Here is a 13897-nt window from a genome sequence, read left to right on the forward strand (position 1 = left end):
AAAAAATGTGTCGGAATGCTGAGCCTCGAGCGCAACAAAATCGAAGGCCGAGAGGTGGAAAAATGGGAACGCTATAGGCAAGATACGATTTTGCCAGATTCTACGGAGAGCTCTGTGGACCAAGCTCCAAATTGTTTCAGTGCTGGCGATGCCCGCGAGGCATTCCAGATGCTTACTGATCGCGACCGGGTAAATTTGGCGCGTGTTGCCGATTTTTTGGCGGGCAAAGACAATCTTGCGTCGGCTGATGAACTGATAAACGAAGCGTACGTCAGGATTTCAACTGGACAGCGACGTTGGAAGCGGACAAAGACATTTCCGCAGTTTTTTGCGGGCGTCCTGCGAAGTCTGGCCAGTGACAATGCGTTTCTGTCCGACGTTAGAAAGGTCAACAACCTTCACGGTGGCTATGCTGCGTTGGATGGTGATGACACACTTGCCGTGGAAGCAGTCGATAACTCGATCGAGCTTAAGCAAAAGGCATTGGTTGAGGAGATGTATGCCCATCTTGAGCAGCACTTCGCCGGCGACAGCGAAATGCAGATGCTGTTAATGGGGGTACAGGACGCGCTCCGTGGCGAAGACCTTAAACGGACCATTGGTGTAGATACCAAGAGGCTGGCAGCGCTTCGGACAAGATTTAACCGAGAGATAGATAAATTTATCGCTGGGTATCGCGCGAGGGAAGGACAGTCCCATGGCTGACCAAAATAAGGATATGGTGGATAACCTCATTGAGTTCATTCTGGCCGATGAGGGCCCTGTGCTGGCTGAAGACCAGCCGCTTTTGCAGTTGTTCAACGATGCCATCGCCAACGGGGAGCAAAAGCTGGCGCGTGAGCGGCTGCAACGGGCCAAGGCTGGTGCAGCCGCAGCGCAGCCGTTGACAGCGACAGTTGTTGATCTTGAAAATGCTCGTCAGTTGCTGGTTCGTGCAAAGTCCGGCGACACTTCTGCACAGATCACTCTTGCTGCCCGATTTGGCGATGGGACTATCGACGCGGATTTGGACGCCATAGCGGAAGATATTGCAGAGCTGGAGGCCGATCTCCGTGAAGAGGATTGATCCGCTACCAACCAACCTCAAGCCAGATGCTCTGCTCAAATCACTCGGGATATGCCGTCCGGAGGACATTGATGTCGAGGCTATAGCCTACTTCGCCGGCCTGAAGATCAAGCGTCGCCATCTCAAGAGTTGCGAGGCCATGATTACAGGCATGGGCGATCGCGGCATCATCTCGGTTCTTCCTGATTCAATGCCGGCTCGGGCTAGGTTCTCCATCGCTCATGAGTTGGGTCACTGGGCGCAACATCGCGGGCAGACCATAGCGTGTCGATCTACTGATATCGGGAAATTCTCGAAGACCAATAACGTTGAACGAGCCGCCGACCAGTATGCTGCGGATCTTCTGATGCCCTGGTCGCTTTTCAGAGAGGTCTGCAAACAGCATCACAAGTTGGACCTCAAAGCATTGAAGGCAATTGCAGGCGTATTTCAATGCAGTCTTACGGCCACATTGATCCGAGTGATTGACAGTGATCGATATCCAAACCTCATGATGATCCACCATCACGTCAGTGCCGGGCGCAAGTGGTTCAGGGCAGCGAAGAATATCCCTGGTTTCTGGTTCCCGCGAGATGAGCTGGACGCCGAGAGTTTCGCCTTCGAACTTCTGCACAACCCCCAAGCCCGCGATGAAGGGTTTCCCCGGAAAATAGGTGCCGACGCTTGGTTCAATACCAAAGGCGCTGATCGTTATGAAATCACCGAGCAGTCGTTTCGGGTGTCTGGGGAAGGTGTGGTGACCATTCTGAAGCTGCATGAAGCTATGATCGGATATTGACGCGTATTTGAATTTTTTCTGTACATGCAGAATTTTAAGGGCAAAGCACTGCTGCGTATGGTGGGCTGCTCGAACGTCAGCTATTGGGAGTTGCCTGGAGGCCACTGAATTACCGAAATGGGGCACGAATCAGACGTAATTCTGGTGGCCGCCGAACGATCGTTAATCTACCTTTGAGTTTTTAAACTTCATCGACACCTGTATACTCTGGCTCGCACACGGGCAAATCAAGCCTTCGGGCGCGCTCGGCCACCTGTGTTGGCGAAGGGTTTGCGACCTTCTGCCCGTGTGCCCTTCACTCCACATCCGTTCCGGGTTGCTTGTCGAAATACCGCGCCTTGCGGCGCGGTCGGAACAACGTGCGCATGCGCCAGTTCCGGCCGAGGGGATCCAGCACCATGAACAGGCCGGTCTCCGGATCGAAGGCGCGTATGGTGCCGGCGAGGTCGCGGCGCAGCCGTGCGCGTTTCAGGATGTCGCCGAAGTCCGGCCAGGCGGAGACATCGACCACCCGCCTGTGATCGGCCGCATGGCCGATGGTCGCCGCGTCGATCATAACGGGCAGATAGTCGTCTCCGAAGCGCCCAGGTGCCACCGCCACCGGAAAACGTGTTAGGGCGAAGCCGTGCTCGCCATTTAGCCGCGCCGCAATATCGCGGCCAGACAGCCCTTCCGCCTTGAGCGCCGGCACCCGTGCGGCGCGCTTCAGGCCGACGTCGATCGCGTCCTGGACGAAGACCTTGAACGCTGGCGACGCGGTGAAGTCGGCAATCGCCGCGCGCCGTGTCGGCGTGGGCAACTCCCCAAGCCGACCGGACAGCAGCTCGGCGACGTTCTGCCCGCGCGTCTTGCCGGGGTTGGTGTCCCAGCCCGGATCGATGCCGACTGGCACATTCACCGTCTGACCCGTGCGCTTGTTTCGCCAGGGCCGCATGACGATCTGCGGGCCGCCGTCTTCCGGGTCGTAGCCGAGGCGTTCGGCTTCGCGTCTTGAGATCTGGCGCACGCCGCATTTGCAGCCCCAGCCGTTCGGCGGATAGTGCGTCTCCCAGAACGGATGATCGACGGGCAGGATGATGCCGACCCAGCTGCGGTGTTCGGGCCGGCGCCGTTCGGCGAGCGACAGCGTGTAGACCAGGTACGGCAGGAAGCGTTTCGTGCGCTGGGTCCGCTCCCATTCGCCGGCGGCATGGGCGGTGCGGATGTTCGCCCAATAGATCGTGCGCAGCCGGCGCGGGCTGCCGAGCTGTACGATCTTGGAGACGCCGTCAGCCGGGTCTTTCGCGATGCGCTTGCCCCACCATCCTTTCGCCTGCAGGGTCGGCGTCAGCCGCGCCTTGAAGTCCTCGAAGGGCACGCGGTTGACGATGGCGTCATCAACGGCCTTGCGCAGATCGTCGAGCACATCGAAGCCGGCGGTCTTCGCCGCCGTGAAGGCATAGGCATGTTCGCGCGGGGCGATGTCGCGCCAATCGAAGGTCGGCCGCGATCCCTTTTCGCGGAAATAGCGCGTGACCTCCGGCGAGGCGGTCAGGAACTGCTCGGGCAGATCAGCCGGCATCGCCCAGCCCGTGCGCGATCAGGGCAAGATCGGCGATCCGGCGCGCCAGCGGCCCGACGTCGAGCGTGCCGGCCATCCGTTCGAGCCGTGCTTGCAGATCCTCATAGGAACTGGCGGCGGCGAACTCCGCCTGGAGCTGATCCATGACCGGCGCGAGATCCGCGCCCCATTCATCGAGCGCGCCCTCCAGGAGGTCGTCGAGCTCGTCGGGCTCTTCGCCGCTGCGAGCGGTCGCGTGGATCTCGCCGCAGGAGGGGCATGCGCGCGCGGTTGCCGGATCGTCGGCATCCTCGTCTTCCGGTTCATCCGCTTCGGGCTTGTCTTGAGGGTCGGCCTTCGGCTTTGCCGCCGGCGTCAGCACGTCCGCATCTTCCTCCGGTTCGCTCAGGCCAATCTTCTCCCGAACCTCCGCCATCGAGACCTTGAGCCCGAGCGGCACCAGTTTGGTGAGCGCGTCGGACAGCGTCTTGATGTCCTCGGCTTCGGCCACCGGCAGATCGACGGTCGGGTAGCGTTCTTGCGGGCCGAAGTTGAAGGCGATGAAAGGCTGGACCAGATCGCGGTTGATCGTGGCAGCACACTGGCGCGCGTCGGCGCGCAGGATGTCGTAGCGCACATTCTCGTGCACCTGCGCCTGGGCAAGCGACGAACCGTCGTCGGTGGTCATCGTCTGGCCGAGCACGCCCTTGGAGATCTGCGCGTCGAGATAATCGGCCATCGCGCCGAAGACGGCATTGCCGGAGCCGCCCTTGGCTTCGATGAACTCGATCTCCATGCCCGACGGAATGATTGCGGCCGCATCGGAGGCGAGATCGCGCACGGCGCGCAGGAGCACGCGCTTTTCATCCGGCGTTGCGCCGCGTCCGTAGCGGCCGACGCGAAGCGGCATGCCGAAGACCTCCAGGAACGCGGCCCAGTCCTTGAGCGTGTAGGATTTCAGCAGGAAGGCCCAGGCATTCAGGCGCGCCAGCCCGCCCCGGATCGGCTGGCCGGACTTGAGCTTCGGCACATGGCGGATGAAGGAATAGCGCGACAGCGCGCGGCCCTCGATCGACCCGTCCTCGCGCAGGCGCAATTCGCGTCCCGTCTTGCGGTCGAACTGGAAGTGTCGCGGATCGCGCCAGGCGTACTCGCGCGGACGCCATTGCGCCCCGTACTCCCAGAGGATCTCGACGACGGAAAAGCCTTTGCCGAGCGCGTCGAGCACGTCGATCTGCATCGCCTCGAATTCCGGCGCTTCGACAAGCTCGCGCACCGCGTCGAGGATCTTGTCGTCTGTCGCCCCGCCATCAGGCGGGTTGACCGCCGGCTCGATCGCCAGCACCGCGCGCTTGCGGGTGCCGAGAACCGAGGCGTAGTGGAGATCGCGTTCCTCCATTTCCTCGGCAAGCGCAAGGTAGTCGGCGGGATCCCCTTCCACCGCGTTGCGCAGCATGCGTGCGAGTTTGCCCGGGGTCAGACCGGAAGCAACGGGATCGCTCCACAGCGCACGCACGCCGGTCAGGGTCGGCGCGGCCTCTTCCTTCAGGAGCGACGGGGACGAGACGGGCCGACCGTGCGGATCGACAAGCTGATAGGTGCTCACCACAAGCCTCCTGAGCGTGATGGATTGATGCCGCCGGCGCGGGCGAAGTCGTCGTCATCGTCGAGCGGCGGTCCGCCGCTCTGCCCGAATTGCGCAAGCGGCGAATGCCGCGCGGCGGTGTAGTCGAACTCGGGGAGATCCTGACGGCTCACGTACCAGGCAAGCGCGGAGGCGATCGCGCTGTCGCCGTGGCGCTTCATGCCGTCCGCGCCGTTGACGCTGTGATCGTCGGGAACCTTGATGATGCCGTCGACGTATTGCAGCGCCTGGTGATCCCGCAGGATGTCGTCGTCCTTCGGCAGGATCACGGTGCGATCGGAGAACGCCTCGATATAGGCGGGCATTTCGACCTGGTACCAGGCGCGCGACAGGCTCACTTCGATGATCGACGGACCGTATTTCTGGGCGGCGACTTCGGCGATATAGGCGCCGTTGCCGGTGGCATCGAGCGCGCCGCCCGACATGCGCGGCAGCCGGTCGACGATGTAAAACAGGATGTCGCGTTGTTGGTCGAAGGGCACATTGCGCAGCTCGACGATCAGCCCGGAGCGGCGCACGAGCGCGCGGGTGATCGCCATGACGTTGATCACGGTCAGATCGCCCTTGCGCGCGAAGTCTTCGCCAAAGACATGCGGCAACAGCGGGTCGAGCTTTTCCAGATGGGGTTTCAGCTCGCGTTCGCAGAAGTCGAGCGTGTCGGCCTTGCGGATGTGTTCCGGCGCATTCTTGAAGTCGTCGCTGCACGCCCACCGCACGATCGGGATGCCGTCCGCCATGCAGGCTTCGATCTGCACGCGGGTGAGTGCTGCCCCCTCCGCTTCGGCGGGAATAGCGTCGAGCTCCTGGCGCATGGCCGCCTGACGCGCGCCATAGGCGCCCCGGATCTTCGCTTCCCACTCGGCTTCGCCCTCGGCCGTCCATTCGATCCCTTTGATCAGGCAGACGCGCTTGTAGAGCCCGTTTGCGACCGCCGTGCCGAAGGGGATGTGATGGACGGAGAACGGGACCTTGCCGGCACGCGCTTCGCGGATCAGTTCGTTGAAGGGGTTCAGAACGCCGTTGTGGGTCGAGATCACGCGGATCTTGCCGCCCCAGATCAACAGCGCGTTGACCGCATCGAGCACACCGCGCACGTCTTGGTGAAACGCGGCCTCATCGATCACGACGATACCCTGAAGCCCGCGGATGTTTTCCGGGCGCGACGACAGGGCCTCGACGCGGTAGCCACTGGCGAAGCGGATGCGGAAGGCGGAGATCATCCGCGTCGAGCCGTCTGCTTTTTGGTCTTCGAACAGGAATTCCTCGATCGCCGCGAGCTCTTCGCCGATCGATTTCGCGAACTTCGCGACATAGCCGATGAACTCGCGGCCCTTGTCCTTGGTGTCGCCGATGTAGAAGACGTTGTCGCCGCCGGCGGAGCGCTTTGAGGCGGCGATCAATGTGTCGTCGAGCGCCTCGCCGAAGGTGATGCCGGTGCGGCGGCCCTTTTCGGCAAGCTTCAAGTCGGATTTATCCGCGATCCAGTCGACCTGGTGCGGCATCAGGATCCCGTCGGCGAGCGGGTCGAGATCGTCCGGCACCTCGGCGCCGCGCGGCAGGTCGCCGGGCAGGTCTTCCGGTTCGCGCGTGATCAGCGGTGGACCGGCGAAGAGATCGGGATCGCGGGGGTTGCCGGGCTCTTCGCTCATTTCCGGACCCCGAGGAATTCGCGACGGAGTTGTTCAACCGCTTCCGCCGACAGACCGGCTTCCTTGCTCATCGTGTCGACGACTTCCTCGACCCTCTCAGTGAACTCGGCTTCGACCTTCTGGCGGCGCGTTGTGGACACGGATTGCGCGGCTGCGGCGGCCCGAAGCGCGTTTGCGAGTTCCTGCGCGCCCTTGGTCGACAGGCCGCCGTCGCCGGCCGATTGCAGGATCTCGAAGATCAGCGTCTTGATCGCCTCGGCCGCGATGATCGTAAGATCGTCGGATGCGCCGGCGTCGAGCCGGTCGCTCAGGGCGGAGGCGATGTTGCGGGTTTCCTCGATCCGCTTCGCCATGGCGGCAAGCTTCACGCTGTAGCGGTTGAAGGACGAGAAGGACGGAACGTCGAAGCCGGCGCCGGTTTCGCCCTGGATGGCGATCAGCTTCTCGCGGAACTCGGTGTAGATCTCGACTTGCGTTCGGTCGCGCGCGGTCAGTTCCTTCGCCGCCCAGGCGACGACGTCCTCGCATTCATCCGGGAGCCTGTCGATCGCCGACAGCCGGCCGCGCCCCTTGCTCATGGTCAATCCACCGGCGAGGGCTTGGCGACGCCTTCCAGATAGGCGCGGCGCTCGACGTGATCGAGGCCGGCACGGCGCAAGCCGGCGACCAGCACGGTTCCGGCTTCCGACAGGCTCACCGCGTCGAGTTCCGCGAGCCGGTGGAGCTGCGTGCGGACGTAGTCGCGGGACTTGCGGTGCCCGAAGGTTTCCAGGACGCGCACGAGCAGCGTTTCGTTCAGGCGGTGGTCGGTTTCTTCGGAGAGAGCCCGCAGGATGATCAAACGGCAGTCGCCCGCGATGTGTTCGGAGAAGCTCAACGCTTGCCCTCCTTGTTCAAGAGATAATCGGAGATCCGTTCGGTCACGCGTTGAAGCGCTTTCAAAGTGTCCTCGACACCGCCGAAGCGAACGCTCATTCCCTCGATCTGCTTGTCGAGCTGGTGGAGATCGTCGCGGTCGGGAAGCGTGTTGAGCTTGGCTTCGACCCGATCGACCCGCGCCTGCTGTTGTTCGACCTTGGCCTCTAGCGCCGCGATCGCCTGGGTGTTCTTGCGCGACCCGCGTGTAAGCCAAGTGTAGACGACGCCCGCAGAGCTGATGCCAAGGGCAATGACGCTCAGGAACGCATTCAGCTTCGACCAGTCGAACCACATGAGCACCTACCGCAGCGACCGGAGAGCAGCGACGCCGCTGCCGACATAGAACAGCCACTGGATCATCTGCCCGCCCCAGGCTTCCAGAATGGGGACCGTCGCAACGCCCCAGCCGAAGCGGAAGATGCTGTCCAGAATGACCGCTGCCCACCACGCGCCGAGCGGCAGAACGAAGAGACCCGCGAAGCCCCAAAAGGCCGCGTGTTCCAGCTTCGCGGAATTGAACTTCGCGAGTTCCTTGGTCTCGACGATCGCCGCACGGATCGCCTCGATTTCGACCTGGGTGCGCAGTTTCTCGCGGCCGGTTTCTTCCGTTTGTCGGCGTTCCAGATAGGACAGCGTGCGCTCGACCAGACCGGAGGACGCGAAGCGCAGGACGACGGAGAGAAGCCAGCTCATGCGTCACCCCCGATCGGCGTCCGCGTGATCCGGCGCAGGAAGATGTTCAGCCCGCCGACGATCAGCATCGCCCAGAGCGCATCGCGTGGTTCCAGGTAAAGGTGCCAGTCGAAGACCTCGAGAAAGCGCAGGACTTCGGCGGCGACCGGAAGAAGCGCGACGAGCGTGTTGACGATCAGCGTGCGGAACCCCCTCATGCCGTGACCCTCCGGGAAAAAAGGCCGGACAGGCGGTGGCGGATCTCGTCGCGATAGCGCCAGGCGACAACCGCGCCGCCGAGGACGGCCAACCCGAGCCCGATGCCGGCAACCCAAAGCACCCAATCCGGTGCGCCGCCCTGTGCGGCGGCCACGCCGGCGCCGGAAACCAGCGCCCCGACACTGGTTGTCGTACCGGCCTCGCCAGCGGCCGCCGCACGCTCAAGGGCTGCCGCCGTCGCTGGGCCGAGAATGCCATCGGTCTTGAGGTGTGGGTGATCCTTCTGGAAAGCAAAGACTGCCTTTGTCGTCGTCGGTCCGGCCAGCCCGTCGAGGGCGCCGTCGTAGTGACCGAGACGGGTAAGGATCGTCTGATAGTGCCGCAGCTCGTCGCTTGCGCTGGACGCGCGCGCCACGTCGGCACGCGGCGGGACGTTGATCGCCTTGGATGTCGAATAGATCCCGCGCTGGATCAGCAGCGCCTCGGCCTGACGGCGTTTCACCAGGCCAGGCAGACGACGGCCGGCCGCCGTGGTGCCCGTCTTGCGCAGCAGTTCGGCGGCGGCGCGGGCATCGCCTTTGGCAAGCGCCTTCGCCCACCGCCATGTGGCCGCGCGCGGACCGAGATTGAAGCAAACGGAGGCCGCGCCGTCGTAGTGGTGCTGACGGGTCGGCTTGATGTGGCGCACGACCGCCGCGCCGTATTCTTCATCGGTGATCTGGGGAAGGATGCGATGACACTCTTCGCGTGTGATCGTGTCGCCGAACTTCAGCGGCCGTCCGCGCGTCTTGATCCAGTAGGCTTTGAACGTCGCCGACCGGTTGGTAAAACCGGTTCCGATCGTCGGAACCCCGACGGGGTCTCGATAAGTGCGGCTGACGAACCCTTCATGCGCGACGATCTCGCGCGCACCCTGCGGGCTCAATTTTTCGATGATCGGCATGTGGATCGCCCCGGCCTCGTTGGATGAGGCCCACGGTGGCGGATCGGTCGATGCGGGGTGAGACTGACACTGTCAGCGGCAGGCTAGAAAAGGTCGCCCTGATTGGGGTCCTTGGCGCGAATGCGCGCTCTTGCGCGATAGGCGGTGCGCTCATGGGTTCCCGCCGCTGCCGCAGCTTGCCGCGCCGATGCGCCGTTTTCAAGCGCCTTAAAGAGCGTGCGCCGTGCGCTCGCCGTCCGGGCGATCGGGATCAGGAAGCGCCCTCCGGAATTGCGGACCCGAAAGTGTTCGCAGATCTTTTCCGCAGCCGGTTGTCCGACCGTCTGGCAAAGCCAGTGTTCCGGCGCCGGTCGGCTCGGGATGTAGACCGTTTGACCGCCGCGCGCCGCCGCCAGTTTCAGGGCCGCATCGAGACCCGCGACCTCGGCAATCTCGGCCAGAAGGTCCGGCAGATAGGCGTGGTCGGAGGCGCTGGACGGCATGGATCATACCTTGCGCAAAGCGGCGCGCAGCTTTGCGCCAAGCACGTTCATCAGATCGATCCAGGCATCCTTGGAGAAATCCGCATAGGCGCTACCGGGCTGCATCCGCGCGACCCATGCGTCGAGCGACGCGGCCGGCGCGGCGTCCAGCCGCGCAAGGCGCATCCAGATTGTCACGAGGATCTGGAACCGATGATCGTTCATCAACGGCGGCAAGCTTCGCTCGCGGCGATAGAGACCCTCGTTTCCGCTTTCCCGGCGCATCCAGTCCTTGAGCGCCTCGATCACCTTGGTCGCATCGTCGCCATGACGCAGCCAGCGTCCGTGCGAGATCCCGGTCTGGCGCTTGACGAAAGCGATCAGCGCCGCATCGGAGGCATTCTCGACGATCCCGAGGTTCCAGGCCGCAATCCAAAGCGCCTGGAGCTTGGCGGCATAGGGCCCGGACAGGCGATCCGCACGGGGCTTTGAACCGCCCTTCGAAGACCGTTTGAAGCCCTGCTGTTCGAAGGCCAAAACAACCTTGCGTCGTTCCGCTTCGGTGAGATCCTTCGCCGACCGCTTGCCGGTCTCGCGCGCCAGAAAATCCCGATAGGTCTCGTCGTCGAGACCGAGTTCTTTCTTGGCGATGTGGATCGTTGCGAGCGTGCTCATGACCACCCCCAGCGGTTCGCGAGGAAGTGCGGGGACGGAACCGCTTGCGATTGGTTCGGCCGGCTTTGGGACGGCGAGCGTAACGTGGGCTTGCGAACAGCGGGCCCGGTGTCGCGCTGGATCGCTTTCGCGAGATCCGCGAAGCTCTGAACGGTGGAGGCGTTGCGTTCGGTCATCACGAGGCCCTCGCGAGATCGATGGTGACCGGCTGCCAAGTGCCGTCGGGCGTGTCCCGTTCGTAGAAGCGGATGTACGTCTTTGAGCCGACAACGCGCATGGCCTGGCGGATCGCATCCATCGCGCGGCGCCAGCGCTCGTCCTCGATATCAAGGCGGAGCAGCATGAAGATCTCCGAACGGTTGATCTGACCTGCCTTGTCGGTGTTGAACGCGCGTGTGACGATCGCCCGGATCTCTGGACGACTGTCCGCCGCCCATTCGTTGAGACACTCGTCGATCAGTTCCTTGGCGATCTGGAGCTGCGGGCCGAAATCGATGAAGTCTGACACCTGCACCTGTACCTTCATGCAGCCATCGAAGGTCATGAAGGTCTTGTTGCCCTTTCGTCCGCCTTTGCTGACGCCATACTCCTGGGCGAGCAGCGCCTCGAACGCGCCGAGATCCTCGAATGTGTGCCCGCGAAACCGCGCGATCTGGTCGGAAAGCGCCCGCGCAAAGCCCATGATCTTGCGCACCGTCTCGTCTTCAAGTGCGTCTTCCGGCTTGATCATCTCAACCGGCACGAGCGAGCCTTTCGCATCGCGCATGTAGGTCTCGCCGTCGATCTCGCGTCGGCCGTCATCGGTCGTGGCGACTGTCTCGGTCATAGATACTCTCCGTTTCGTTGGTCGAGGGCCGAGCGGCCCGGAGCCGGGTCGCCCAGCAGGGTCTGGTTCGGATCGCCACGTCCCGCTGGGGCATGAACGATCGGGACTTCGCGGTAACGCCGGAAGATCGCGTCGCGCAGCGGTCTGGGGGTCGGCTTGGGCTCCGGGTGCGATGGTGGGGGTGCAGATACGTGCGCCGGCGTTGGCGCGGGTTCCGCCGCAAGTTGCTCTTCAAGGCTCGGCCCACTGTGCAGCGCGCGCATTTCCTCGCGATAGGCGAGCTCCAGATTGACCGCGTGGACCAGCCTCGCGATTGCCGCGACGAGATCCGCACGCCGGGTCTGGCCGGTCATGATCTGCGCGGCCACTTCCTTCGCGGCAATCGCGGCCGGCGTGTCCTGCCGTGTGCCATCGAAGACGGCATCGACGATTTCATCGACAAGATCGTGTAGCTCACTCATGCAACCGACCCTCCATCGCCGGAGGAATGCGGAACCGGACGCGGCACGATCGGCAGTCGAACCACCTTCCCGGTCTGCATGTCCGCCTCGGTGATGCGCGCCGGGCCGGCGACCTGACAGCTTTCCAGACTGTTTGCCCGCTTCAAAAGGTCGAGCAGCACCAGCTTGGTCATTTGCGTCTGCATGGCGCTCAGGTGAAGTTCGCCGCGCTCGTTGGTGGCGTCGTCGACCATGGAACGAAACTTTCGAAGTTCATCGCTCAGCATCGCCGCCTCCCTTTACACGCGAGTGCGGGCAGCCCGACCGGCAGGCGCGGAACATCCGTACCCGGTGCGCGGATGTCGACGCGTAAGGCTTCTTCTGCCAGTCGAGACATTGATTGCGGGACAGATCGCCAAGCACAGGGCAGTCGACCGAAAGCCCCATCAGTGCACCGCGCACGCGTTCCTCGACCTTCTCAAGGTCGCCGGGATAGCGCGCGTTGATCACCTGACTGACGACGGCCGGCGAGTAACCGATGCGCTTGCCGGCACCGGTTAGCCCGTCTCGGTCGGCGAGCACCGCGAGTTCGGCAATCCAATCGGGAGCATCGACCCAGGCGGCAGCGGCCTTGTCGATCATCGGGATTGGCACCGTCATGACGACACCTCGGCAGCGACCGGCTCGCCGTGCAGGTTGTTGGTGTTCGGGTCGTAGACCACTTCCGTGCGAAGGATCTTTGGTGGCTTCGGCCCTGTGTTCATGGAGGGTTTCAAGCGCCACTTGGTCAGATGGCGCGGCCGTCCTGCCTCCAGGCAATGCAGGTAACCGGCTTGGGCGAGGTGTTTGATGTAGCTATGCACCGACACCGTCTTGATCAGGCGGTCGTCTGTCGAGGCGAACGCCGCCAGTTCTTTCGCATTAAACCCGTCGCGCAGAAGGTTGCGCATCGTGTTCCAGAGAAGCTGTTGAACAGACGGCGGAGCCTCCGTGCCGTCCCTGCGCAGGCGCGGCGCCTCGGCTCGACGCTCAACAAGTTGGTAGACAGTGCGCCGGTATCGCGGATCCGTGCCAGCTTGCCCGGCCACCACAATAACTCCGGCTGCGCGCAGTCTGCGAAGGTAGTCACTCACGGAACTATCGCCGGGGTCGCAACACGCCTGATCGACGTCGTGTTTCGTGAAGGGTGCGCCGTCGCGGGTGAGGTCGAGAATGACGGACCACACGTGCTCGTATCCGCGCAGCACGGGCCGACCCTTGATCGTCTTGAGCTTGAGGACCGCCGCCATCAGATCCGCCCTCCGCGCCGCCGGATAGGGGTCTCGCCGGTGAAGATCCGCCCGGTGTAGGAGGTTCGGTCAAGATCCTTGAGACCGTGATTGCGGGCGAACTGTCCGATCTCATGCAGGGTGGTCGCGATGCGCCGCGCCTTGCCGGCCGTCTGCTTCCGAATGTCGTTGAGCAGCTCTTCGGCAATGGCCACTTCGGGCACGAGGAAGCCGGCAAGCGTTACGGTGTCTTCGAGGTCGCAAGGCTGCGCCAGACGGAAATCCAGAACCCGGTTGTGCACCCGCTCGTGGGCTTCGAGCTTCTTCGGCAGAAGTTCCTCGCCGATCAGGACCACGGGCGCTTGCGTGGTTTCGTGGATGTCGCGGACGAACTCGATCATCTTGCCATCGACGAGCTTGTCGGCCTCGTCGATGATCAGCGGACGATTGGGAGCGTCTCCCATGCGGTGGATGATTTCATCCATCATCGCTGCCACCGTGCCGCGCGGACGCGGTTGCCCGAGTTCTTCCAGAAGCGCCTCGCAAAACCGCTTTTGTCGCCAGTAGTGACGAACCTCGATATAGACGGCGCCCGTCTTGTTCATGGCGTATTGCGCCGCGACCGATTTCCCGTAGCCGCTGTCGCCAGAAAAGACGCCGATCCCCGGCAGACCGACGCCGCGATCCTTGAGCGTCTCGATCAGCATCATCAGCGTCATGACGTTCTTGAGCGGGGCGATCGAGCCTCGCCTGGGCGCTTCGCTCTTGACCATCGCCAGATTTCCAGTCATCAAAAC

At 63.2% G+C, this 13897-nt stretch carries 20 protein-coding genes; 3 read left to right on the forward strand and 17 right to left on the reverse strand.

Features of this window, described 5'->3' with window-relative positions; all coding sequences use genetic code 11:
* Positions 1-15: 15 nt before the first annotated feature.
* Genes BLU32_RS07580 through BLU32_RS07590 form a run of 3 tightly spaced genes read left to right on the forward strand, consistent with a single transcriptional unit; the run spans position 16 to position 1844 of the window.
* Positions 16-705 (forward strand): hypothetical protein, encoded by a 690-nt coding sequence (locus tag BLU32_RS07580; protein ID WP_197673715.1) that lies wholly within the window; start codon positions 16-18, stop codon positions 703-705.
* Positions 698-1066, forward strand: coding sequence for a hypothetical protein (locus tag BLU32_RS07585; protein WP_093805822.1), 369 nt, complete (start codon positions 698-700; stop codon positions 1064-1066). Before BLU32_RS07580 ends, BLU32_RS07585 begins: the two co-directional genes overlap by 8 nt.
* On the forward strand, positions 1053-1844 hold the full coding sequence (locus BLU32_RS07590) for an ImmA/IrrE family metallo-endopeptidase (protein WP_093805824.1): 792 nt from the start codon (positions 1053-1055) through the stop codon (positions 1842-1844). The genes BLU32_RS07585 and BLU32_RS07590 overlap by 14 nt, the downstream gene beginning before the upstream one ends.
* Positions 1845-2139: 295 nt before the next feature.
* Here BLU32_RS07590 and BLU32_RS07595 read toward each other — a convergent pair whose 3' ends face one another.
* From BLU32_RS07595 to BLU32_RS07675, 17 genes are all read right to left on the reverse strand, one after another.
* Positions 2140-3405, reverse strand: coding sequence for a phage minor head protein (locus BLU32_RS07595; RefSeq protein ID WP_093805827.1), 1266 nt, complete (start codon positions 3403-3405; stop codon positions 2140-2142).
* Complete coding sequence (locus BLU32_RS07600; RefSeq protein WP_093805829.1) at positions 3395-4990, reverse strand: DUF935 domain-containing protein; 1596 nt, start codon at positions 4988-4990, stop codon at positions 3395-3397. The genes BLU32_RS07595 and BLU32_RS07600 overlap by 11 nt, the downstream gene beginning before the upstream one ends.
* The gene (locus BLU32_RS07605; RefSeq protein ID WP_093805831.1) at positions 4987-6678 is read right to left on the reverse strand and encodes a hypothetical protein; all 1692 of its coding nucleotides are present in this window, start codon (positions 6676-6678) and stop codon (positions 4987-4989) included. Before BLU32_RS07605 ends, BLU32_RS07600 begins: the two co-directional genes overlap by 4 nt.
* Positions 6675-7256, reverse strand: a complete 582-nt coding sequence (locus BLU32_RS07610) for a DUF3486 family protein (RefSeq protein ID WP_093805833.1) — start codon at positions 7254-7256, stop codon at positions 6675-6677. The genes BLU32_RS07605 and BLU32_RS07610 overlap by 4 nt, the downstream gene beginning before the upstream one ends.
* 2 nt (positions 7257-7258) lie before the next feature.
* On the reverse strand, positions 7259-7555 hold the full coding sequence (locus BLU32_RS07615; protein ID WP_029056981.1) for a hypothetical protein: 297 nt from the start codon (positions 7553-7555) through the stop codon (positions 7259-7261).
* Positions 7552-7890, reverse strand: coding sequence for a DUF2730 family protein (locus BLU32_RS07620; RefSeq protein WP_029056982.1), 339 nt, complete (start codon positions 7888-7890; stop codon positions 7552-7554). The genes BLU32_RS07615 and BLU32_RS07620 overlap by 4 nt, the downstream gene beginning before the upstream one ends.
* 6 nt (positions 7891-7896) lie before the next feature.
* Positions 7897-8289, reverse strand: a complete 393-nt coding sequence (locus BLU32_RS07625; RefSeq protein WP_093805836.1) for a hypothetical protein — start codon at positions 8287-8289, stop codon at positions 7897-7899.
* Positions 8286-8486 (reverse strand): hypothetical protein, encoded by a 201-nt coding sequence (locus tag BLU32_RS07630; RefSeq protein WP_093805838.1) that lies wholly within the window; start codon positions 8484-8486, stop codon positions 8286-8288. Before BLU32_RS07630 ends, BLU32_RS07625 begins: the two co-directional genes overlap by 4 nt.
* Positions 8483-9430: a glycoside hydrolase family protein gene (locus BLU32_RS07635; protein WP_093805840.1), complete on the reverse strand. Its 948-nt coding sequence runs from the start codon at positions 9428-9430 to the stop codon at positions 8483-8485. The genes BLU32_RS07630 and BLU32_RS07635 overlap by 4 nt, the downstream gene beginning before the upstream one ends.
* 83 nt (positions 9431-9513) lie before the next feature.
* Entirely contained in the window at positions 9514-9912 is a 399-nt protein-coding gene (locus BLU32_RS07640; protein WP_093805842.1) for a helix-turn-helix domain-containing protein, read from the reverse strand.
* 3 nt (positions 9913-9915) lie between these two features.
* Positions 9916-10566: a gp16 family protein gene (locus BLU32_RS07645; protein WP_093805844.1), complete on the reverse strand. Its 651-nt coding sequence runs from the start codon at positions 10564-10566 to the stop codon at positions 9916-9918.
* Positions 10567-10741: 175 nt separating this feature from the next.
* Positions 10742-11392 (reverse strand): DUF3164 family protein, encoded by a 651-nt coding sequence (locus tag BLU32_RS07650; protein WP_093805846.1) that lies wholly within the window; start codon positions 11390-11392, stop codon positions 10742-10744.
* Positions 11389-11853, reverse strand: a complete 465-nt coding sequence (locus tag BLU32_RS07655; RefSeq protein WP_093805848.1) for a hypothetical protein — start codon at positions 11851-11853, stop codon at positions 11389-11391. Before BLU32_RS07655 ends, BLU32_RS07650 begins: the two co-directional genes overlap by 4 nt.
* Entirely contained in the window at positions 11850-12119 is a 270-nt protein-coding gene (locus BLU32_RS07660; protein ID WP_157727565.1) for a hypothetical protein, read from the reverse strand. Before BLU32_RS07660 ends, BLU32_RS07655 begins: the two co-directional genes overlap by 4 nt.
* A complete protein-coding gene (locus tag BLU32_RS07665; RefSeq protein WP_093805852.1) occupies positions 12106-12492 on the reverse strand; it encodes a transcriptional regulator in 387 nt (128 codons plus the stop codon). The genes BLU32_RS07660 and BLU32_RS07665 overlap by 14 nt, the downstream gene beginning before the upstream one ends.
* A complete protein-coding gene (locus BLU32_RS07670) occupies positions 12489-13121 on the reverse strand; it encodes a hypothetical protein (RefSeq protein WP_093805854.1) in 633 nt (210 codons plus the stop codon). The genes BLU32_RS07665 and BLU32_RS07670 overlap by 4 nt, the downstream gene beginning before the upstream one ends.
* Complete coding sequence (locus BLU32_RS07675; protein ID WP_093805856.1) at positions 13121-13891, reverse strand: AAA family ATPase; 771 nt, start codon at positions 13889-13891, stop codon at positions 13121-13123. Before BLU32_RS07675 ends, BLU32_RS07670 begins: the two co-directional genes overlap by 1 nt.
* Between the last annotated feature and the right edge of the window lie 6 nt (positions 13892-13897).

This window comes from Stappia sp. ES.058, assembly GCF_900105595.1.
GTDB lineage: Bacteria > Pseudomonadota > Alphaproteobacteria > Rhizobiales > Stappiaceae > Stappia.